This is a genomic window from Winogradskyella damuponensis (assembly GCF_039538385.1).
Classification (GTDB): Bacteria; Bacteroidota; Bacteroidia; order Flavobacteriales; family Flavobacteriaceae; genus Winogradskyella; species Winogradskyella damuponensis.
Window position 1 is genome coordinate 396,113 of the sequence record NZ_BAABCB010000030.1, and the last position, 23,331, is coordinate 419,443.

Here is a 23,331-nt window from a genome sequence, read left to right on the forward strand (position 1 = left end):
AAATAATCTGCTTTTTTTTCGACGAATCGTTTCTTTATTTCATTACAATTCACACTACAAAATGCTTACTTTTGTAGCTTCAAAAAAAAATAAAAACCATGTCGAAGAGATATACCATAACAGCAGCATTACCATACACTAACGGCCCAATTCATATTGGACATTTAGCTGGTGTTTATGTACCTGCAGATATTTATTCTAGATATTTAAGATTAACTGGCAATGACGTTGCTTTTATTTGCGGAAGTGATGAGCACGGTGTACCCATTACCATAAAGGCGAAAAAAGAAGGAGTTACTCCACAAGATATCGTTGATAAATACCATGCCATTATCAAGCAGTCTTTTATTGATTTTGGTATTACATTCGATAACTACTCACGTACTTCAGCAAAAATTCATCATGATACGGCTCAAGAGTTTTTTAAAACCCTTTACGACAAAAATGAATTTGTAGAAGAAGTGACTGAACAATTATACGATGCTGAAGCAAATCAGTTTTTAGCAGATCGTTTTGTCACAGGAACCTGTCCTAAATGTGGTAATGAAGAAGCTTATGGTGATCAGTGTGAAAGCTGTGGATCCAGCTTAAATGCTACAGATTTAATAAACCCAAAATCGGCAATCACAGGTAATGTACCAACATTAAAAGAAACCAAACACTGGTTTTTACCTTTAAATAAACACGAAGATTTTTTACGTGAATGGATTTTAAAAGGTCATAAAAAGGACTGGAAACCTAATGTTTACGGTCAAGTAAAATCTTGGATTGACGATGGCTTACGTCCACGTGCCGTAACCAGAGATTTAGATTGGGGAATTCCGGTACCTGTTGAAGGTGGCGAAGGCAAAGTACTTTACGTTTGGTTTGATGCTCCTATTGGTTACATTTCTGCAACCAAAGAATGGGCAGCACGCGAAGGTAAAAACTGGGAAGATTATTGGAAAGACGAAGACACCAAATTGGTACACTTTATAGGAAAAGATAATATTGTGTTTCACTGTATTATTTTCCCATCCATGCTAAAAGCTGAAGGCTCTTATATTTTACCAGACAACGTACCAGCTAACGAATTTTTAAACTTAGAAGGTCAGAAATTATCAACCTCTAAAAACTGGGCCGTTTGGTTACCAGATTATTTAATCGATTTCCCTAATCAACAAGATGTGTTGCGTTATGCCTTAACGGCAAATGCACCAGAATCTAAGGATAACGATTTTACGTGGAAAGATTTTCAAGCTAGAAACAATAATGAATTGGTAGCTATCTTCGGAAACTTTATCAATCGTGTGGTGGTTTTAACCAACAAATATTACGATGGAATAATTCCTGAACCTTCAGACTATTCTACGATTGATGAAGAAACTTTAGCGGCTGTAAAAGCTTATCCTGCTGTGATTTCGAGCTCTATTGAACGTTACCGTTTTAGAGAAGCAAGTCAAGAATTGATGAACTTAGCACGATTAGGAAATAAGTATTTAGCAGACGAAGAACCATGGAAAACGTTTAAAACAGATGAAGCACGTACTAAAACTGTAATGTTTGTGGCCTTACAGATTGCTTCTGCTTTAGCGGTTTTATCAGAACCATTTTTACCGTTCACTTCCGAAAAACTAAAAAACATTTTAAATGTGAACGATAACAATTGGGAAGATATTTCTTCAAAAGACATTCTTATTCCAGCAAACCACCAAATAGGAAAAGGGGAATTGTTATTCTCTAAAATTGAAGATGCACAAATTGAAGCACAATTAGAAAAGCTAATTGCTAGCAAAAAAGCTAATGAAGCGGCAAACAAGGCTGTAGAACCTCAAAAAGATGAAATTACATTTGATGATTTCACCAAACTAGATTTACGTGTTGGTACAATCTTAGAAGCTGAAAAAATGCCAAAAACTAAAAAGCTTCTAGTCTTAAAAGTAGATACTGGTATTGATACAAGAACCATTGTTTCTGGTATTGCCGAAAGCTTTTCACCAGAAGACGTCATAGGTAAGCGTGTTACTGTTTTAGTGAATTTAGCACCAAGAGCTTTACGAGGTGTTGAAAGTCAAGGGATGATTTTAATGACTGAGGATGAAGGTGGTAATTTGGTGTTTGTAAATCCAGATATTGACGCAGTTAAAAATGGATTGCAAATTAGTTAAGCCCTCAATCTTTTTATTTTAGATCATAAGAGATGGAGCCTCATACAGGTTCCTTCTTTTTTTTGCTAATGCATCAATAATTTTTTCTTTACAAGTAAGCTATGCCTTACCCTTTAAGTAATTTTGAATTCAAACATTACTTAAAGACAATGAAAAAAATAGCAATATTATGTTTAACCCTTTGCTTTTTAGCATGTGGAACGTCAAAGACCGTTCGTCAATCTAAAAAAACGATTAAAGGGGATTGGACACTAACGTCTATAAAATCTTCAGCCATTGGAGATTTAAAAATCACACTTCTTAATGATACCGAAAAAGCTTGCTTCGAGAATAGTACATGGCAATTTATACCTAATAACAACACAGGAACTTATACCCTGTCTGGATTAAATTGTTCCTCAGACAAACGATTTTTTGTATTCACCATAGATGAAGTTAATGAGGACACGGGATTATATAATTTCCTATTAAAACCGACCAATGAAAAGGGTAAATCGGAAACTAATGCAGGATTTCGGTTAGAATTAACAGCACTTTCTGAAACCGCTATGCAGTGGCAACAAATAGTGACCTTAGATGGAAAGCCCATCACCATTACAATGAACTTTACAAAATTATAAATATTATGAAATTATTGAATTATAAATTAACATTAGCCATAACCTTATCATTACTTTTAGTACTAATGACCAGTTGTAAGGCTGTAGACAATGCAAATAACAAACAAAAAGGTGGTGTCATTGGAGCAGCTGGAGGAGCATTATTAGGTGCCATTATTGGAAATAATGTTGGTGATGGTAATAATAGTGAATTAGGCGCTGTTATCGGAGGAGTTGTTGGCGGTGGAGCTGGTGTACTTATTGGAAACAAAATGGACAAACAAGCACAAGACATTGAAACTGAAATTCCTGGAGCAACCGTAGAACGTGTAGATGATGGTATTGTACTCACTTTTGATGAACAAAGTGGTGTTTATTTTGATACTGAAAAGTATAACATCAATGCTAAATCGCAAGAAACACTTAACAAATTAGCAAGTGTATTTACAGAATATCCAGACACAAACATTCTAGTCGTTGGCCATACAGATAGTTCTGGTAATGACGCTTACAATATGACTTTATCTAAAAATAGAGCTGAAGCTGTAACCAATTACCTAACCAGAAAAGGTTTAAGTAGCGGACGATTTACAACCCATTGGTTTGGCGAAGAACAACCGATGTACGATAATACAACAGCAGAAGGCCGTTCTAAAAACAGACGTGTCAATATTGCTATCGTTCCTAACGAAACAATGGTTAATGAAGCGAAAAAAGAAGCCGGATCTAATGAATAACTTTTGCTAAAACTATTCGGCAATTACAGCAGAGTTAAATATATTACAGACCTTATAATTTTAAATGTATAAGGTCTTTTTTATGATGATTAAATATATAGTTAAACACACGCAATTAGCAGAAAAAAACATAAAAAGCACCATTCAGTTACTGAATGAAGATTGTACCATTCCTTTCATTTCGCGATACAGAAAAGAAGCTACAGGAAATTTAGATGAAGTTCAAATTGCTGATATCGTCAAATACAAAGAGTTATTTGAAGCTTTAGAAAAACGAAAAATTGCCATTTTAAAAGCTTTAGAAGAACAAGACGTTTTAACCGAGGACTTAAAACAAAAGATTGAAAATACTCAAGACCTCACCACGCTTGAGGATCTGTATTTACCCTTCAAGAAAAAACGAAAAACCAAAGCCGAAACGGCTCGTAAAAATGGCTTAGAACCTTTGGCTAAAATCATCATGAGTCAAAAGGCAAATGACATTGAATCTATTGCATTTAAATATGTAAAAGGCGACCTTTCATCTGTTGATGAGTCTTTAGAAGGAGCCAGACATATTATTGCCGAATGGATCAATGAACGTGTGGATATTAGAAACAATCTACGAAACCAATTAGAGCGTCATGCTCAAATTTCTACTAAGGTTATTAAAACTAAAAAAGACGATGAAAAAGCGCAAAAATTTAGAGATTACTTTGATTGGTCCGAAAGTTTAAGCCGTATTCCTTCTCACCGACTATTAGCTATTTTAAGAGCAGAAAGCGAAGGCTTTATTCGTGTGAAGATTGAAATTGACGACGTACGTGCTTTAGAACATATAGACCATAGAATTATACGCAGCAAAAACGCCTGTGCAGACCAAATTGAACTCGCTATTTCAGATGCTTACAAACGTTTATTATTTCCATCGTTAAGCAATGAAGCCCTTCAAAAAGCAAAAGAAAAAGCCGATGAGTCTGCGATTACTGTTTTTGCCAAAAATTTAAAGCAACTCTTATTAGGCTCACCTATTGGCGAAAAACGCGTTTTAGCCATCGACCCTGGTTTTAGAACAGGTTGTAAAGTCGTTTGTTTAGATGCACAAGGAGCTTTAAAACATAATGAAACGATTTATCCACATGCTCCAAAAAACGATAGTATTGGTGCTATAAAAAAGATTTCCTCTTTAGCTGAAGCTTATAAAACTGAAGCCATTGCCATTGGAAACGGAACCGCATCTCGCGAAACTGAAGCTTTAATTCGAAAAATTCAATTTAAAAACGACATCCAGGTGTTTGTGGTTAGTGAAGCTGGAGCAAGTATTTATTCGGCATCAAAAATTGCTAGAGACGAATTTCCAAATTACGATGTTACCGTTCGTGGTTCAGTTTCCATTGGAAGACGTTTACAAGATCCCCTAGCCGAATTGGTAAAAATTGACGCTAAATCTATTGGAGTTGGGCAATACCAGCACGATGTGGATCAAACAAAGCTTCAAAAACAGCTCGATGTTGTGGTTGAAAATTGTGTGAATGCCGTTGGTGTTAACATTAACACCGCAAGCATACCACTACTCAGTTCGGTCTCTGGAATTGGACTAAAATTAGCAGAAAACATTTTTAATTACCGAAACGAAAACGGAGCCTTTACATCGAGAAACGCTATTAAAAAAGTGCCACGTTTAGGAGGAAAAGCTTACCAACAAGCAGCCGGTTTCTTAAGAATTCGCGATGCTAAAAATCCTTTAGATAATTCATCTGTACATCCTGAAACTTATAAAATCGTTGAAAAAATGGCTAAAGACGAAGGGGTTTCGCTTCAAGACTTAATTGGAAACAAAACCATTCTTCAAAAAATAGACTTAAAAAAATATTATACAGAAACGGTTGGTTTGCCTACGCTTCAGGATATTATAAAAGAACTAGAAAAACCTGGATTAGACATCAGAGAAACAGCCAAAGTGTTTACATTCAACCAAAATATAAAAACCATTACCGATTTACACGAAGGACAATTATTACCAGGCATCGTTAATAATATCACCAATTTTGGTTGTTTTGTAGATGTTGGGATTAAAGAAAGTGGACTGATTCATGTGTCAAATTTATCGGATAGTTTTGTAAAGGACGTTAACGAACATGTGCATTTACATCAGCAAATTATCGTCAAGGTTTTAGAGGTTGATGTGGCTCGAAAACGGATTCAATTAAAGCTTCATAACTAGATGCTCAAAATAGCTTTTCATCCTATATATAAACATCCACTTCCAGAAGGACATCGGTTTCCTATGGAAAAATATGAATTATTACCACAGCAACTTTTACACGAAGGCACCTGTACTCAGGCTAATTTCTTTCAACCAGAAAAGCCTAATGACAAACATATTCTTGCTGTACATGACCCTGAATATTATTATGATTTAGTGAATTTAACTCTAGATCAACGCGCTGCTCGTAAAATAGGATTTCCGTTAAGTAGAGCTTTAGTGCAGCGGGAAATATTGATTGCAGACGGCACAATTAAAGCTAGTGAATTTGCTTTAAAACATGGTATCTCCATGAATATTGCAGGTGGTACACATCATGCCTTTTCAAATCGTGGAGAGGGATTTTGTATGCTAAATGACCAAGCAATTGGAGCAAGGTACCTTCAACAAAATAGCTTAGCACAAAACATTTTAATTGTAGACTTAGACGTACATCAAGGCAATGGAACAGCAGAGATTTTTCAGAACGACGCTTCTGTTTTTACATTTTCTATGCATGGAAAAAGCAATTATCCATTTAAAAAAGAGCAAAGTGATTTAGATATCGCTTTAGAGAATGATACTGATGATTCTGCTTATTTAAAATTATTAGAAAAGACGTTACCAAACCTCATCGCAGAACAACAACCAAATTTTATATATTATTTATGTGGTGTTGATGTAATTGAAACCGACAAATTAGGAAAACTGAGCCTGACCGTTGATGGCTGTAAAGCTAGAGACCGTTTTGTTTTAGAACAGTGCAAAGCCAATCAAATTCCTGTTATGTGTAGTATGGGCGGCGGTTATTCCCAAAAAATCAAAACGATTGTAGACGCGCACGCAAACACATTTCGATTAGCGCAAGAGATTTACTTTTAATCTAAAAAGCAATTTTTCACAAATATTTTACCAACGGATTAACTATTCCTATCTTTGTGAGAAACACTACAAATATGTTATCAAAATCTATTGAAACCGCACTAAATAAGCAAATTAGAATCGAAGCTGAATCCTCTCAAGCCTATTTAGCTATGGCTATTTGGGCAGAAGTAAAAGGCCTAGAAGGTATTTCTAGTTTTATGTACAGCCAATCTGATGAAGAACGCGAACACATGCTAAAGCTTGTTAAATTTGTAAACGAACGCGGAGGACATGCACATATTTCAGAACTAAATGCCCCAAACGTAACGTTTACATCGTATAAAGCTATGTTTGAAAAACTTTTAGAGCACGAAATTTTTGTGTCTGAAAGTATTAATGAGTTAGTTCACATCTCTTTACAAGAAAAAGATTATGCCACGCACAACTTTTTACAATGGTATGTTTCTGAACAAATTGAAGAAGAAGCCATGGCCAGAACAATCCTAGATAAAGTAAAAATGATTGGTGATGACAAAGGCGGATTGTATTTATTTGATAGAGACATACAACAACTTACCGTTAACTCAGCAGCAGACACACCTGGAGCATAAATGTTAAAATTTATTTAGATTAATTATAAATAGTTATTTTTGTCCTGAAAACTTAAAGATTTCCTTTTGCAGGAAAACTAAAGATGGGCAAAAAGAAGAAAAATAAAAAGTTAAAAAAGGAACGTATTAAGGTTCTTGAAGCTTCTGGTATTGAAACACTTGGCAAAGTAAAAACCAAATGTTGTAAAAAATATAAAAAAGCAGAAAACAAGCGTTGTAAAAAATGTCCTTGTTTTGATTTACTCAAAAAAGTGGCTTAAACCTAAAACAACTCTTTTTTAAATACGTAATAAACTTCAAATCTACAATAGATTTACAAACGACAACAGCAACCCTATTGGTTGCTGTTTTTGTTTTTTATAGACTTTCCTAAATCATAAAAACACGTTATAACTACAATCTATAACAACGAGTTGCTTATCATCAATCACTATACTTGTATGTTATGTTGCGAGCATTAATAACGCAAAAAAAAGATTAACTATTAAACTCACTCAAAAAATAGAAATAACGTATTAAAATCATCTTTAATTCTCTTAAAAAAAATTAAAAGTCACACCTAAATATTTTAAATGTATATTTATCATAATTCTATTTTTGTATAAAAACACATAAAAGTCACACCTTTATAAACAAAAATAATAAAGTCTAAAATTATTTAAAGTTTGTTACTTGTTTCTAAAGAAATGTATTGAAATGATAGCATCAGACCAATTAGTCACCTACATGTGGATTTTATTAGCAGTTTATGCTGCTGTAATCTTATTTTTTGTCATAAGAGGAGCACGAAAAAACACGAGCATTAACGATTATGCCGTTGGCAATATTGGCTTCCCATCGTGGGTTGTTGGTTTGTCTTTAGCCGCTTCAATGACAAGTGCCGCAACATTTATTATTAATCCTGGATTTATTGCACTCTACGGAATTTCTGGCGTCATCTCGTTTGCTATTGTATTACCAATTGCTGCATTTATATCACTAATTGTTTTTACAAAAGGCTTTGTAAAACAAGGTAATGCTGTAAAAGCAACAACCATGGCGCAGTGGATTGGCAAACGCTATAACAGCAAGAATTATGCTTTTTTCTTTGGTATTATTGCCTTATTACTCATCACATTTATTGTACTCATCAATGTTGGGTTAACTCAAGTCATCTCAAAATCACTTAACATGGATCCCTTTTATGTGCTTATGGGAATTACCGTTTTTGTCTTTGGTTATATGATGTTTGGCGGCGCAAATTCTATGGTTTACACCAATACCATTCAAGCCATCATTATGTGTATTGTGGCGCTTATTTTAATTGGTTCGGGCTACGAATATTTTGCAGATGGTATCACTGGTTTTTTTGAGAAACTAAATGCAATCGATCCCAATTTAACAAAACCAACAAATACAGAAAGTTTCCTATTTCGAGATTATTTTGAAATCATCGTTACTCAAATTGTTATTGGAGTCGCTATTGTTTGCCAGCCTCATATAATCACAAAATCATTATTATTAAAAGATTCAAGTAAAATAAATACCTATCTATTTAGCGGCATAGCTTTTATGATAGTGTTCTTTTTAGTGGTTATTGTAGGCTTATATGCACGAATCAGTTTTCCTGATTTTATGGTCAATGGAGAAAAATTACGAATGGATGAAATTATCCCAACCTACGTCGTTACAAAATTTTCTGTAGGTGTAGGTCTAGTCATTGTTGTTGGATTAATTTCCGCAGGATTATCAACTCTAGAAAGCTTAATTCAGTCTTTATCTATTACCATTACCTCAGATATCATTACCCCTTTATTTAAAGATAAATTCACCGAAAAAACCATAACCATTAATAAAGTGGTGATTATCATCTTAGGCATTGTGAGCTTTTTACTAAGTTGGGAACAGATTAAAAACCCAAATGTAAGTGTGGCTATTTTTGCCCAAAATGGGGTTTATGCCTATTTTGCTGCTGCTTTTGTACCTGTTTTGTTTGGTACATTTTTAAATCATGTATCTACACGTTCGGTTTTTATAGCTAGTATTACAGCTATTGTTGTTCATTTTGGAATTTACTACGGAAGAATTACACCTTATATGCAAGAGCCCGTAAATAACCCAGGTGTTTCGGCAGCTATCGGAATTATAACATCACTTATTGTAGGTTATATCATTTATAAAATAGATTCAAAAAAAGTAGAACTTGGACAGACTAGATTGGACAGCTAAATGGGCCGATTACACGCCTAATAAAATTGCTATAACATCGTATGATGCTAACAAAACTTATACGTATAGCGACTTGCATGTCTACGCCAATAGGTTAATTGAAAAATTTACAGCACTTAATCTCGAAGAAGGAGACCGAGTTGCCGTTTTAGCAGATCATGGCTTAGAATATATAGTGCTTTTTGTGGCTTGTCAACGTATGGGACTCGTTATTGTGCCTCTAAATTACCGTCAATCTGTTAACGAAATTTCTAAACTCGTCACCGATTGTACACCATGTTTATTTATTTATAATAACAATCACAAAATCAAAGCCGAACAATTACCTATTCAAAATTTAAAAGTTACAACTTTTGAGAAGTTGGCTGATTATTATTTAAACTCAGAAAATTCTACAACCAAAACCTTCCAAATTAAAGAAAACAACCCGCTATTTATTTTCTATACATCTGGAACAACAGGCACACCAAAAGGCGTTATTTACACGAATAAAATGCTTTTTTGGAATAGCTTAAACACCTCCATGCAACTCGGAATTACATTTAGAGATTCCACTATAAACACATTACCGCCTTACCATACTTCTGGATGGAATGTTTTTGTCACTCCATTATTACACAAAGGCGCACATATTGGCATGTTAGAAAAGTTTGATGCCCAAAAAATATTATGTCTTTTAGAACTCAACCAAACCACATTATTTATGGCATTACCAACCATGTTATTAATGATGCAAAAAACACCTGTTTTTAAGGACGTTAGCCTAAAAAAATTACGCTATATCATATCTGGTGGTGAAAAAGTACCCTCTGAGCTTGTGAGCTTCTGGAAAACCGAAAAAAACATTTATATAAGACCAGGCTATGGGCTAACCGAAGCCGGCCCAAGCATTACATCATTGCATCATGAAATGGCAGAACTAAAACCTAACTCCATTGGAAAACCCAACTTTTATTTAGACATTAAAATCGTAAATAAAGATGGAGCAATCGTTAAGCCAAATGAAGTTGGTGAACTCTGTATAAAAGGTGATATTGTGACACCTGGCTATTGGAACAACTCGGTAAAAACAAGTAATAAAATAAAAAAAGGCTGGTTATTTACTGGTGATTTTGCCTATAGTGATAACGAAGGATTTTTATATATAAAAGGGCGAAAAAACGACATGTATATTTCTGGTGGCGAAAACATCTATCCACAAGAAATTGAAGTCCACCTTGAAAATATCAAAGGCATAAAAAAAGCCGTTGTTCTAAGCATGAAAGATGAAAAATGGGGAGAATGCGGCATAGCATTTGTAACCTCAGCAAACAAAGACCTTTCGGTAACAAAAATTAGAGACGTATTAACAACTAACCTCGTAGCTTTTAAACACCCAAAGCACATATTTATTTTGGATGAAATTCCATTAACTAGCTTAGGAAAAGTATCGAGAAAAAAACTAACAAAATATTTTAACGCTATAAAATCCCAACAATGAAACAATTCGGAATAGTATTAATAATTGCTCTTTTTAACACTACATTATTCTCGCAAAACACTAAAAAACCAATGAAAGATATACTTTCAGACTATAATTTTAAAAGCCACATTACAACTTTAGATAGTTTAGAAATTAGCTACATTAAAGAGGGAAATGGAAAAAAAACATTACTCTTTGTACATGGTTTAAGCAGTAATTCTGATGCTTGGTCTAAAAATATTGTAACGTTAAAAAACGACTATACTTGTGTCGCCATAGATTTACCTGGTTACGGAAAATCTTCTAAGCCAAAAGCAGATTACACTCCTTCTTTTTTTGCGGAATTTATGCATCAATTCATTGAAAAATTAGAGTTAAAAAACATCATCCTAGTTGGTCACTCTATGGGTGGACAAGCAGGTATAAAATTTGCAACAACTTATCCTGATACTATTGAAAAACTGATTTTAGTTGCACCAGCCGGTTTAGAGCAGTTTACAGAAACCAATGCCACATTTATGAAGGCTTATTTCACTCCTGAAATGGTTAAAAACACAACTGATGCACAAATTGAGAAAAATTATGCTCTTAATTTTCACTCCATACCAGATGCGGTTTCAAATATGATAGATGACCGAATGAAAATTAAAGACGCATCCGATTTTGAAGCGCATTGTAATGCTATTGTTAGTAGTGTTTCTGGCATGTTAGACGAACCTGTTTTTAAAGATTTAGAAAACATTTCACAACCAACTTTGGTCCTTTTTGGAGATAAGGATGCACTGATTCCTAACCGCTATTTTAATCCAAAGCTAACTATTGAAGACATTGGCAAAATAGCACACGATCATATTAAATCTGTCGAAGTTGAATTTATAAAAGACGCAGGTCACTTTGTGCAATACGAAAAACCAACAGAAGTGAATGCACTCATTCAGCAATTCACCAATAAAAAATGAAAACTAAGCTTAAAAAATTTACGGAATTTAGCAAAACCATTTTACCTAATGAAGCTAAATACCTTAAAGACAAATATCAATTTACAGATTCAGAAAAACGCCGCATTATTTCATTAGTAATTGCCAATGCCTTATCTCAAAATAAACCTATAGATTTTGATGATAAAATTGATAAACGAAAATACTCTTATATAAAAGTCTGGATTGAAAAGAAATTAGCAAGTATAGATGTTGATGCTACTATAGCTTGGATTATGTCTTTAAATAAAAAAATCCTCACAGATGCAATAGCTTCAAATGAAGAAAAAGAATTTTTACACTACATTTCTGCCTACAAAAACATTGAATATAATTTTCAAAATTTATACGAGCTTGCCAAAGAATACAAGTCTTACCTCTTGGTAAGAATGCGTTATAAAGACCATAAAACAGTTGCTGATTTTATAGAATCCTACAGAACACACTACAAAGAAGCTATAATTATTAAAGACAAATTATATGCAGCAACAACAGAAATCACCAACCAATACACTCTTAATAATAACGAAACAAAACACTTAGAATCTTGGCTTTTAAAAACTTTTAACGATAAAAATATTGATGGTAAAAACAGATATCAAGCCTTTGTTTTGCTCGCTTTTATGTACACTAATTATAATGAAAATGATAAATTAAAAATTATTTTCGATCAAATAGACTATTACTTCAATGAAGGCGAAATGTACTCTAGACGCATCTTATCTAATTATTATGCCAGCAGAGTTTTACTACATTCTAAACAAGATGAATTTGAAAAAGCAGAGTTTTATGGCTACTTATCCATTAGGCAAAATAATAATGACGCCTTAATGTACTTAAATAATTTAGTCGCTATTTTATTACGAAATCACAAACCTGAAAATGCATTTTCGCTTTTAGAAAATCATCATGATTTATATAAAGAAACCCACAATTATCATCAAAAAATAGGGTATTGTTCATATCAAATCCGTGTGCTATCTGAACTTAAAAAACATAAATTAGCTGAAGCTACCGCCAAAACCTTTCTAAAGAAATATAAGAATGAAGTCTTAAATCATCGTTGGCATCATTTTTTTACATCTTATATTAATGTGCTCATCATACTAGAAAAATACGAAGATGTTCTAAAATTAGCTTCAAAATTTAACCTTATAGAAAAGGAAAGTGAACGTCAGAAACAAAATAATTATGTACCAAATATATCATGGAGTATTTCACTTTCAAGATATATGGAAGGGCACATAAATTCTAAGCGTCTTTTAGATGAAATAAAAGCACCTCTTAAAGCTATTTGTCCTACAAAAAATCAAAAACAATTGATGATTAAGGTCATTGATACACTTTCTAACAACTTACCTGAAGCCTTTTTAGAATTAAAGTCACACATTTAAACATTTCCACTAAAAACAATGCTTTTATTATGTAATTCCTAAAAAATTAGTATTTAAAATCAAAAAGTCACACTAATAAGCTCATTAATTTATTGCTTTTTATTCTCTATTTCATAATAGATTGCCTACAAACTAATAAATAAACTAACTTAATCAATTGTCTTATATTATGAAAAAACTATTTTTATTACTAACCCTCATTAGTACGTTTGCTATGGCTGCTCAAAATAGCGGTAGTATAACTGGGATAATTACAGAAGCAAGTGGCACTCCTTTATCCGGAGCAACCGTTTACATTAAATCTTTAGACAAAGGAACAGTAACTGATTACGACGGAAAATTTATTCTAGAGAATATAGCTGCAGGCACTTACGACATAGCAATCTCATACGTTGGTTTTGCCACCACAACTCAAAGCATTACAATAATTGCAGGTAAAGCCACATCACTAAACACATCATTAAAAGAATCGGATAGTATTTTAAATGAAGTGATAATTACAGCAAACAAGAAACCACAAAAAATCACAGATGTACCAGCAACAGTTAATGTTATTACATCAAAAGACATTGAAGAATTTCCAAGTTTCAATATTGGAGAATTAGCCGCACGACAAAAAGGAGTTGATTTTGTAAGAAGTGGCGTATTAGGTACAGGAATTAACATTAGAGGATTTAACTCGGCTTTTAACTCTAAGAATTTACAAGTTACTGACGATAGATTATCAACATTAATAGCAACAGGTCTACCTTTAGGCTCATTCTCTACAGTAACTAAAGACGATATTGCACGTGTAGAAATATTATTAGGCCCTAACGGAACACTTTACGGTCCTAACGCCCATAACGGTTTAGTAAGTACAATTACCAAAAATCCAAGACAGTCTGAAGGAACTACTGTTGCCTTAGGTTTTGGTAATCAAAGTGTATTTACAACACGTTTTAGACATGCCGAAGCAATTAACGACAAATTCGCTTACAAGTTTCATTTTGAACATTCTCAAGGTAAAGAATTCAACTATGCAGATAGTGTTTATGTAGGCACTAAAGCATATAAAGAATTGGATTTAGACCGTGATTTTGAATCTTCAAAATATGGAGCTTCTTTATATTACAAACCATCAAAAAGTTCAGAACTTATAGGATATTACGGCCACAGTAACAATAATAATATTGGAATAACAAGTGCTGGTCGTAACCAAATCAAAGATTGGAGTATTGATGTTGCGCAATTAAAGTTTGTCTCTAAACACTTTTTCGCTAATACCTATTACACATGGAGTAATACTGAAGACACCTATGCTATGAACCAAAGAACACAAAACTACGTGTCGTTTATAGAAAATGGATTTTCAGAAGAAGAAGCTCGCGAACGCTCCTTTACAGAACAATGGTTTCCATTAGGCCCTGGTGTTGGTGTTCCACTTCAAAGAGGTGCACTTTTCAAAGATGATTCACAACGTTTTAATGCCGAAGCGCAATACAATAATAACTGGAATGATTTCTATGTAACCTTAGGAGCACAATACCAATTAGACATGGCAGATTCTAAAGGCACATACCTTTTAGATAAAGATGGTATAGATTTAGATCAAACCGGAATTTACACACAATTAGAATACAAACTAGACGATTCTGGATGGGGATTTTTATTTGGAGGACGACTTGACAATCACGAGTTATACGGTTCTAACTTTATTCCAAAAGTTGCCGTGACTAAAAAAGTAAATAACGGCACGTTTAGGTTAACTTACGGAAAAGGTATAGCTGTACCTTCTATTTTAAATCTTAAAGGGAATTTATTTGGTGGTTTAGTAATAGGTAACGGAGAAGGCTTTACATTAACAGATGGTACTAAAGTTCCAAAACTAGATGTTGAAACCATTAACTCTTACGAAATAGGATATAAAGGCCAATTATCAGACAAATTATTTATTGATGTTAATGCATATTACAACCAATCTGACAATTTTATTAGCCCATTAGTTACGGTTTCCGATGCTGCTAATGGCAATAATGTAACACATGTTGGCAACACACCTATTGGAGAAGTTGTTGAAGGCTCTGATGGGTCGTTTATTCTATCGTATTTAAACTTTGGACATGTAGACACATACGGATTTGATATTGGGCTAAACTATTATTTCTCTGATAGCTTTAGAGCTTCAGTTAACTATTCCTATTTTGGTCGTGAGTTAGATACCGATGATCTTGCTAATGACGGAAATTTAGACGGTCAGGTACTAGAGAGCGAACTACCAATTAATACACCAAATAACAAATTTAGTGTTGGACTTCACTATAACAAAGGAAAATTTTACGGAGCTATTTACGGGAGATTTGTTGAAAAATACGATTTCTTCTCAGGCATAAACGTTGCTGCAGAAACACAAGATCAGGATGGCGATGGAGTTAACGAAATTGTTGAAAATGCTCAAGTAGGAAGAACATGGAATTATGGCCAACTAGGAGGCTTTACAGTAGATGCAAATGCAGGTTATAACATTACAGACCAACTATCAATGGGACTTAGTATTACCAACCTATTTAACGCAGAAGTTAGAGAATTTGTAGCCTCTCCAATTATAGAAACACTAGCGTCTTTTGAGTTAAAGTACCAATTTAACTTAAAGCAAAAGAAAGCAACTGTTAACTAAGTTTCTAATCCATGTTAAAAATACAAGTTAATAATATAGCACTAGATTATGAAGATCATGGCAAGGGAAACGTCCTCTTATTACTTCATGGTTTAGGATCCACAAAAAAAGATTGGGACGCACAAGTCCCTTTCTTTTCCAAAACACATCGGGTAATTACTGTAGATTTAAGAGGTCATGGAGCATCTACTAAACCTCAAGACGCCTACGGAGTAGAATTAATGACCGAAGATGTTAAGCAACTTTTAGACCAATTAAATATTAAAAAAGCAACACTAGTTGGGTTTTCGATGGGAGGAGCAATTGCTTTCGAAATGGCAGCAACTCACCCTGAATATTTAGAAAATTTAGTCATCGTAAATAGCGGTCCAGATTTTAACAATATGGGTAAAATTGGAGAGGACCTTTTAGACAAGCGAACCACGTTCTTAGAAACAAAAGGATTAGAGGCTTTAGCAAAAGAAATTTCATTTAATATGTTTCCCGAAGACCATCAAATAGATCTAAGAAACGAATTTGAAACCCGTTGTAAAAACAACGATTACAATGCGTACTACAAATCATTTGTTACCTTAATGGATTGGGGTTTAGGCGATAAAATCAAAGACATCTCAGCAAGAACCTTAGTTGTAGCATCAGACATGGATTACACACCTATAGTTTTTAAAGAAGCCTATGTTAATCGCATGCAAAATGCCACACTAGCTGTAATTAAAAATTCTAGACATGGAGTGGTTTTAGACCAACCCGATGCTTTTAATTTAGAACTTCAAAATTTTTTAAAACAATAGATATAAACACATGAATAAAACCGTTCTCATTACAGGAAGCACAAGCGGAATTGGTTTAGGCATTGCACAGCAATTTGCTAAAGAAGGCTACAATATTATGTTTCATGGTTTAGAAGCCAACGGACAAGCTATAGCAAACGACATTGCTAAAACACACCATATAAAAGTCGGATTTTCTAATGCAAACTTATTGCAACCTGAAGCCATAGAACATTTAGTGACTAAAACCATAGACACCTTTGGAAGCTTACATGTACTTGTTAATAATGCTGGAATTCAATTTGTGTCACCTATTGAAGACTTCCCTAATCATAAATATGAAAATATCATAGCCATAAATATGAACGCTGCTTTCTACGCCTCAAAAGCGGCGTGGAAACAAATGAAAACACAAAACTTTGGAAGAATAATCAATGTCTCTTCTGTACATGGCTTAAGAGCATCAGAGTTTAAATCTGCTTATGTCACTGCAAAACACGGTGTTATTGGCATGACTAAAGTACTCGCCTTAGAAGGAGCCGAATTTAATATTACCTGTAATGCTATTTGTCCTGGCTATGTAAAAACTCCTTTAGTTGAAGGCCAGATAAAAGATCAAGCTAAAGCACACAGTATGACAGAAGACGAGGTTGTAGAAAAAGTGATGCTTAAAAAACAAGCCGTAAAACAATTTGTCCCAATTGAAGCCATTGCAGATATGGCCATTTTATTAGCAAAAGATAACTCAACAACCATAACCGGAACATCATTTGCTTTAGATGGAGGTTGGAGTGCTCAATAGTTTTTAGAAACTGTAATTTATATGTCTGTATCTTATAAACTTCTGCTATTTATAAAATCATACATTTAATAAAAAATAGGCATCAGAACCTTTAAGTGTTAGTCTAAAACTCTGGTGCCTTTTTTTTCTTTATTTAGAGCGCTTCACAAATAATGCTCATGTTTTGTAATTTTATAGCTACTTATTAGACTTAGTAGCTATGACTCATACTTTTAAAGAATTTTCTACTAATGCCATATTCAATATTGGAAATGAAAACGACTTACTTCCATTTCAAAAAGCGAAGCAGTGTGAGTTTTACACTTTTATTTGGGCAAAATCAGAAGCCATTAATCTTATTATAGATAGTGTCCCATTAACTATTCAGCCGCATAGTATTTTAGCCTTAACTCCCATTCAATATCTGCAATATATAGACGGTAGCGATGCTATAGTTTATCAATTTAACAGGGAATTTTATTGTATTAAAGATCACGACCAAGAAGTGAGTTGTGCAGGAATTTTATTTTTTGGAAACACAAATATTCCAATAATTCATTTAGATGCTGTTGAACAACAAAAATTTATAACATTACACGATGTTTTTATAGATGAATTAGAAACGGAAGATAATATACAAGCCGAAATGCTTAGGATGTTAATGGCTCGATTTATTATTAAAAGCACACGATTACTAAAGGCTAAAGAAGGCATTAGTGAAACTCCCAAAAGCTCTAAAGTAGATTTACTACGTGAATTCAACTTTTTAGTAGAACAACATTTTAAAACCGAACATAGTGTCGCATTCTATGCCGATAAATTGTTTAAGTCTCCAAAAACCTTATCTAATAATTTCGCTAAACTAAACAGAAGCCCTTTACAAATTATTCACCAACGTATTGTATTAGAAACGCAACGCCAATTAAGTTACACCGATAAAACAGCAAAAGAAATTGCTTATGATATTGGTTATGAAGATGCCTCTCACCTAAGTCGTTTATTCAAAAAATACACCTCATTATCGCCTTCAGACTACAAAAAGAGACTAAACTCTCTTAGTTAGGAAAAATTGACAAGCCACAGGGCAAATTCTTCATTTCACAACACATACTTCTATCGCATCTTTGCATTGTAATATTAAAACAATAACAAGATGACACTAAAAAACAAATCCATATTCAATCTCATAGAGATATTTACAAACAGCAGAAAAAAGATAGTAAACACTATTAATGCAGAAACGCATTGTGAGCAAAAACATATTCACGATTTCTATTGTGATGCCGAAAAGCCATTTATTGGCTAATTAATTAAAAAGGGAAATAATGACATGCTTTAAGGAATTACAACCATTCTTTAGCATTACAATTTCTAAGAACTTTGTACCGACAAAAAAAATTGAAATAAATAATAAAAAACCTGAGTAAAATCAGAACAAAAATTAAAATTATGAACACATTTAATATTTTAACCAGAGAAGACGTTAGCGCTAATAATCAAGCTATTTTTGATAACTTAAAAAAAGCTGTAGGGTTTGTACCCAACTTATATGCAACCTACGCCCATAGTGATACTGCTTTAGAAAATTATTTAACATTTGCCAACGCAAAAACATCTTTATCTGCAAAAGAAAAAGAAGTTGTAAACCTTGCTGTAAGTCAAGTAAACGATTGTATTTACTGTCTTTCTGCACATACTGCTATTGGAAAAATGAACGGTTTTACTGACGAACAAATACTAGAACTAAGAGCCGGATTTTCTACTGTAAATGACAAATTAGATGCTTTAGCAAAATTGGCTAAAAACATTACAGAAAACAGAGGAAAAACAGACGAAACAGTTTTAGAAAACTTTTTTAATGCGGGTTACACCAAAGGAAATTTAATAGACACTATTGCCTTAGTTGGAGACAAAACCATTTCTAACTATATACACAGTACAACTCAAGTTCCTGTAGATTTTCCAGTAGCGCAACCCTTAGAATTAGAAACTATTTAATTAATAATAATCCATAATATTTTAAAAAAATGAAAAAAATTATTGCAATAATCGTCGTAGCATTAACCTTTACATTAACAGGAAAGGCACAAAACAACATGAAAACTGAAGCTGCCGTTGTATCTTTAGAACAGACCAAAGGAGAGTTTACTCAAAAAACATTAACCTTAAAAGAAGGAGATTATATTTTTGAAATCGCTAATAAAAATGTTGGTCATCAAGTAGGATTTGTATTAGTTCCTAAAGGAGCAGATGCTTCTAAACCTGAAAACCATATTAAAACCGCTTATGTTACTAAAGCTGTAGAAAATAACACCAAAGAAACATCAAAAGTAACGACATTAACAAAAGGAGAGTATGTCTATTTTTGCCCTCTCAACCCTACACCTCAATACACTTTAACTGTAAAGTAAATTGTTAAATAGTATTTAGTGTTAAACAAAAAGAGCAATCCGGTGGATTGCTCTTTTGTATTTATAAATTGAATTTATAATTATTTCCCTAGCATTAAAAGCTCATTACAAAGTACCTCTGTAGTGTAACGCTTTATACCATCTTTATCTTCCCAAGAACGCGAGGTTAACCTCCCTTCTATAGCGACTTCTTTGCCTTTAGTGACATACTTCTCTACAATCTGAGCCGTTTTTCCCCATGCAATCACATTGTGCCATTGTGTATCTGTGACTTTTTCGCCTTGTGCATTTTTATAACTTTCATTTGTAGCGATAGAAAATTTAGCTAAAATTTTTCCGGATTCAAAATTGGTGATTTCTGGGTCTTGTCCTAAGTTACCAATCAACTGTACTTTGTTTTTAAGTGTGTTCATAATTTCTAAAATTTAATGGTTAAACAGTTAATACTATCGAGTTCTAATGTTTCGACAATGCAAAGATGAAGTAGCTTGCAAATAATAATCGGTAGTTAACCGTTTACATCCGTTTGTAATCGTTTGTAAATAATTAAAACCGCCTAATCTATATTAAATCTGAAGAAATAATCTGTAACAACAAAAAAAGCACCCGAAATCAGGATGCTAAATTTCTAACATTTTGGAAGGAGACTGCTTCTTACCAAGTCAATGTGAAGATGTGCCTTGCAAATGTTTACACCTCAAAATTAAATAATACATATTCGTTTAATGTTACGTACTGATTTTATCTGTGTTAAGCTTGTGTTGCTAACATCTTTAATATTTTAAATTAATAGTAAGAGGTTTGCCTTTTATTGTACTTTTATAATTCAATTGACTAAGACAAAATTGATCGGTTATAATAGGCTTATTACCAATAAAAAGATATTTATCAATTATATATTAATACAAAAAAACACATTGTCAATCAATTCCTTTTTCGGTTATGCATTCTAATTGGGAAGCAAAACAAACGAATTGATTTAATACTACGCTAAACCAAACTATGAAACGACTGTTCAGTTACATTTATCCCGTTACAAAAACCATCACCTCTATGTACAGCGGAGAATTAGAAATAACTTGGTACAACGGTAAAAAACATCTTAATTCAGCTAACGCCAATTATAGTTACGGTTCCTTACAGCGTATTTTAAAATATGGCTTAGAACAGATTAAAATCAGCGACGTCAATTCTATATTAGTTTTAGGTATGGGAGGCGGAAGCGTCATAAAAACGCTTCGAAAAGATTTTAACTACACGCATAATATTGAAGCCGTAGAATTAGATCCTGTAATTATTGATATTGCTAATACCGAATTTGGGATTACAGAAAACCAACATCTTAAAATTCATTGTGCTGATGCGTTTTCATTCTTAGAAAGCAACACTAAGAGTTTTGACTTAATTATCATAGATCTCTACATCGACCTTTCGGTTCCTGATAAATTTCTAAGCACTGAGTTTTGGGATCATGTCCTTAAATCAAAATCATCAAAGGGAGCATTACTATTTAATGCTTCAGTAAAAGAAACTGATAGCAATAACATTGAAGCTTTAGTGAGTTACCTCAAAACTAAGGTCTATAAAGTTGATGTTTACAAAAAAGTAAACAACACCAATACCATCATCATTACCAGTTCTTTATAATGTTATAAATTAGTATATTGTAAGGACTTAATTTAAAGCTATGCGAAAAAAATGTCCAGAATGCGGAGATGTAATCATTGGCAGAATTGACAAAAAATACTGTAGTGATGGCTGCAGAAATGCACAAAATAATCGTCTTAATAAAGATTCTAAAAACTTAATAAGGAATACCAATAACCGATTGAGAAAAAATTACAGAATTTTAGAAGCGCTTAATCCTAACAAAAAAATGAAGTGCTCTAGAGCCAAACTCATAGAAAAAGGGTTTGATTTTAATTATTTCACAAGCATATACACCACAAAAGCAGGTACTGTTTACTACTTTGTGTACGACCAAGGGTATTTACCTTTGGAAGGTGAGTATTATGCTTTGGTAAAACGCGACGACTAAGAACTTCCTTTAGTTGTGCTATTCCAATTCTCACCCTTAAGTTGTAAAGCCGCTTTTAAAATATCTTTTTGACTAATTTGACCAACCAATTTTCCATTTTCCACAATTGGGAAGCGTCGCCTTTTAGATTGCAAGAACTTGTTTGCAGCATCAAAAACATCCATATCACCATCAATAGTCTCTACATTTGTAGCCATTCGTTTTTCAACATTATCATGCTCTAAAGGCATATTATAATACCTACTTTCACTTAATTGTTTTAAACAATCTCCCTCTGAAATAATACCAACCAATTCATTTCTACTGTTAACTACAGGTCCTCCAGAAATTTTATTATTGATTAAAGACTCTACCACTTCCTGCACAGATTGATCAGGTCTATACGTGATGAGATTTGTTGTCATATAGTCCCTAACCTTTAATTGTACGGGTTCAGATGTGTTTTGCTGCTTTCGAGCTCCTTGAAAACTTTTTATTGCCATAACGATTAATTTTAGAGTGAATACTAAAGTTACTGAAAATTAATTGGTTAACCAAGTAGAAGTTAAAACGAGTTAGTATTTTGTACATTTACAGTTAATTTAAGACTCTTTATCTTGAAAACACAAATTAGCGTTATAGGTTGCGGTTGGCTAGGCTTACCTTTAGCTAAAACCTTGGTTAAAGAAGGCTTTAATGTAAACGGTTCTACAACGTCTAAAGATAAAATAGATATCTTAAAACACTTTCAAATTAAACCGTTTACCATAACCTTAAGCACATCTGGAATTTCAGGTAATTACTCCCAATTTTTAACAGGAAGCAAGACCGTAATCATTAATATTCCGCCAGGTTTAAGAAAAAATCCTACTAAAAATCATGTTGCCGAGCTAACACATTTAATAGACGCGATTGAAAAACACGACATTACTAATGTACTCTATATCAGTTCTACTTCGGTATACAAGGATGAAGCTCATTTTCCTGTAAAAACAGCTAAATCTATTCCAAATGCAACATCCAATACTGCTAAACAAATCATAGCTATTGAAAATCTGCTTCGAGAAAACGCTAATTTTAATACTACTATTTTACGTTTTGGTGGCTTAATAGGCGAAGATCGGCATCCTTCAAAATTTTTATCAGGAAGAGATCATATACCAAACCCTGAAGCTCCAATAAATTTAATTCATAAAACAGACTGTATGGCTATTTGCATTGCAATCCTAAAGAAAGAACTTTGGAATGTTAGTCTAAATGCTGTTTACCCAAAACACCCTAGTAAAAAAGTCTATTATTCTAAGTACTGTAAAAAAGAAAACTTAGAGCTTCCAAAGTATGATTACTCTAAAGAAAGTAAGGGAAAAATTATTGACAATACAACATTGGTACAACTTTTGAATTATACCTTTAAAGCAGAACACTAAAAGTGGTTTAAAATTATTAGTTTTATCCCATTAATTTTTGAATAAA

At 33.3% G+C, this 23,331-nt stretch carries 23 protein-coding genes; 21 read left to right on the forward strand and 2 right to left on the reverse strand.

Annotation, left to right across the window (positions count from 1 at the left end; translation table 11 throughout):
• The first annotated feature begins 98 nt into the window (after positions 1–98).
• From metG to ABD730_RS17005, 18 genes are all read left to right on the forward strand, one after another.
• A complete protein-coding gene (gene metG, locus ABD730_RS16920; protein WP_344716079.1) occupies positions 99–2,147 on the forward strand; it encodes a methionine--tRNA ligase in 2,049 nt (682 codons plus the stop codon).
• 149 nt (positions 2,148–2,296) lie between these two features.
• Positions 2,297–2,767 carry a lipocalin gene (locus ABD730_RS16925; RefSeq protein WP_344716080.1) on the forward strand — a complete coding sequence of 157 codons (471 nt, stop codon included), beginning with the start codon at positions 2,297–2,299 and terminating at the stop codon, positions 2,765–2,767.
• Positions 2,768–2,772: 5 nt separating this feature from the next.
• Positions 2,773–3,483 (forward strand): YiaD family glycine zipper/OmpA-like lipoprotein, encoded by a 711-nt coding sequence (locus tag ABD730_RS16930; RefSeq protein WP_344716081.1) that lies wholly within the window; start codon positions 2,773–2,775, stop codon positions 3,481–3,483.
• A gap of 85 nt (positions 3,484–3,568) precedes the next feature.
• Complete coding sequence (locus tag ABD730_RS16935; RefSeq protein WP_344716106.1) at positions 3,569–5,686, forward strand: Tex family protein; 2,118 nt, start codon at positions 3,569–3,571, stop codon at positions 5,684–5,686.
• Complete coding sequence (locus tag ABD730_RS16940; protein WP_344716082.1) at positions 5,687–6,589, forward strand: histone deacetylase family protein; 903 nt, start codon at positions 5,687–5,689, stop codon at positions 6,587–6,589.
• A 74-nt stretch (positions 6,590–6,663) separates the two neighbouring features.
• A complete protein-coding gene (locus tag ABD730_RS16945) occupies positions 6,664–7,182 on the forward strand; it encodes a ferritin (protein WP_215926684.1) in 519 nt (172 codons plus the stop codon).
• 83 nt (positions 7,183–7,265) lie between these two features.
• Positions 7,266–7,442 (forward strand): hypothetical protein, encoded by a 177-nt coding sequence (locus ABD730_RS16950; RefSeq protein ID WP_215926682.1) that lies wholly within the window; start codon positions 7,266–7,268, stop codon positions 7,440–7,442.
• Between the two features lie 436 nt (positions 7,443–7,878).
• On the forward strand, positions 7,879–9,390 hold the full coding sequence (locus tag ABD730_RS16955) for a sodium/pantothenate symporter (protein WP_344716083.1): 1,512 nt from the start codon (positions 7,879–7,881) through the stop codon (positions 9,388–9,390).
• On the forward strand, positions 9,365–10,870 hold the full coding sequence (locus tag ABD730_RS16960; protein ID WP_344716084.1) for a class I adenylate-forming enzyme family protein: 1,506 nt from the start codon (positions 9,365–9,367) through the stop codon (positions 10,868–10,870). Before ABD730_RS16955 ends, ABD730_RS16960 begins: the two co-directional genes overlap by 26 nt.
• Positions 10,867–11,811, forward strand: a complete 945-nt coding sequence (locus ABD730_RS16965) for an alpha/beta fold hydrolase (RefSeq protein WP_344716085.1) — start codon at positions 10,867–10,869, stop codon at positions 11,809–11,811. Before ABD730_RS16960 ends, ABD730_RS16965 begins: the two co-directional genes overlap by 4 nt.
• Complete coding sequence (locus tag ABD730_RS16970) at positions 11,808–13,223, forward strand: hypothetical protein (protein WP_344716086.1); 1,416 nt, start codon at positions 11,808–11,810, stop codon at positions 13,221–13,223. The genes ABD730_RS16965 and ABD730_RS16970 overlap by 4 nt, the downstream gene beginning before the upstream one ends.
• A 169-nt stretch (positions 13,224–13,392) precedes the next feature.
• Positions 13,393–15,879, forward strand: coding sequence for a TonB-dependent receptor (locus ABD730_RS16975; protein ID WP_344716087.1), 2,487 nt, complete (start codon positions 13,393–13,395; stop codon positions 15,877–15,879).
• A gap of 11 nt (positions 15,880–15,890) precedes the next feature.
• On the forward strand, positions 15,891–16,670 hold the full coding sequence (locus ABD730_RS16980) for an alpha/beta fold hydrolase (RefSeq protein ID WP_344716088.1): 780 nt from the start codon (positions 15,891–15,893) through the stop codon (positions 16,668–16,670).
• Positions 16,671–16,680: 10 nt separating this feature from the next.
• Positions 16,681–17,451, forward strand: a complete 771-nt coding sequence (locus tag ABD730_RS16985; RefSeq protein ID WP_344716089.1) for a 3-hydroxybutyrate dehydrogenase — start codon at positions 16,681–16,683, stop codon at positions 17,449–17,451.
• Positions 17,452–17,650: 199 nt separating this feature from the next.
• Complete coding sequence (locus ABD730_RS16990) at positions 17,651–18,493, forward strand: AraC family transcriptional regulator (protein ID WP_344716090.1); 843 nt, start codon at positions 17,651–17,653, stop codon at positions 18,491–18,493.
• Between the two features lie 90 nt (positions 18,494–18,583).
• Positions 18,584–18,736 (forward strand): hypothetical protein, encoded by a 153-nt coding sequence (locus ABD730_RS16995; protein WP_334466030.1) that lies wholly within the window; start codon positions 18,584–18,586, stop codon positions 18,734–18,736.
• 143 nt (positions 18,737–18,879) lie between these two features.
• On the forward strand, positions 18,880–19,428 hold the full coding sequence (locus ABD730_RS17000) for a carboxymuconolactone decarboxylase family protein (protein WP_344716091.1): 549 nt from the start codon (positions 18,880–18,882) through the stop codon (positions 19,426–19,428).
• A gap of 29 nt (positions 19,429–19,457) precedes the next feature.
• A complete protein-coding gene (locus ABD730_RS17005; protein ID WP_334466036.1) occupies positions 19,458–19,841 on the forward strand; it encodes a cupredoxin domain-containing protein in 384 nt (127 codons plus the stop codon).
• An 80-nt stretch (positions 19,842–19,921) separates the two neighbouring features.
• Here ABD730_RS17005 and ABD730_RS17010 read toward each other — a convergent pair whose 3' ends face one another.
• Complete coding sequence (locus tag ABD730_RS17010) at positions 19,922–20,254, reverse strand: single-stranded DNA-binding protein (RefSeq protein ID WP_215926658.1); 333 nt, start codon at positions 20,252–20,254, stop codon at positions 19,922–19,924.
• 589 nt (positions 20,255–20,843) lie between these two features.
• Between ABD730_RS17010 and ABD730_RS17015 the strand changes: the two genes are divergently transcribed.
• Positions 20,844–21,488, forward strand: coding sequence for a spermidine synthase (locus ABD730_RS17015; RefSeq protein ID WP_344716092.1), 645 nt, complete (start codon positions 20,844–20,846; stop codon positions 21,486–21,488).
• A 40-nt stretch (positions 21,489–21,528) separates the two neighbouring features.
• Positions 21,529–21,879, forward strand: coding sequence for a hypothetical protein (locus ABD730_RS17020; RefSeq protein WP_215926654.1), 351 nt, complete (start codon positions 21,529–21,531; stop codon positions 21,877–21,879).
• Here the strand turns inward: ABD730_RS17020 and ABD730_RS17025 are convergent.
• Entirely contained in the window at positions 21,876–22,361 is a 486-nt protein-coding gene (locus ABD730_RS17025; RefSeq protein ID WP_215926652.1) for a CBS domain-containing protein, read from the reverse strand. The two genes, ABD730_RS17020 and ABD730_RS17025, sit on opposite strands and share 4 nt — an antisense overlap.
• 114 nt (positions 22,362–22,475) lie before the next feature.
• Here ABD730_RS17025 and ABD730_RS17030 point away from each other — a divergent pair, with 114 nt between their 5' ends.
• Positions 22,476–23,285, forward strand: a complete 810-nt coding sequence (locus ABD730_RS17030) for an NAD(P)H-binding protein (protein WP_344716093.1) — start codon at positions 22,476–22,478, stop codon at positions 23,283–23,285.
• The last annotated feature ends 46 nt before the right edge of the window (positions 23,286–23,331 follow it).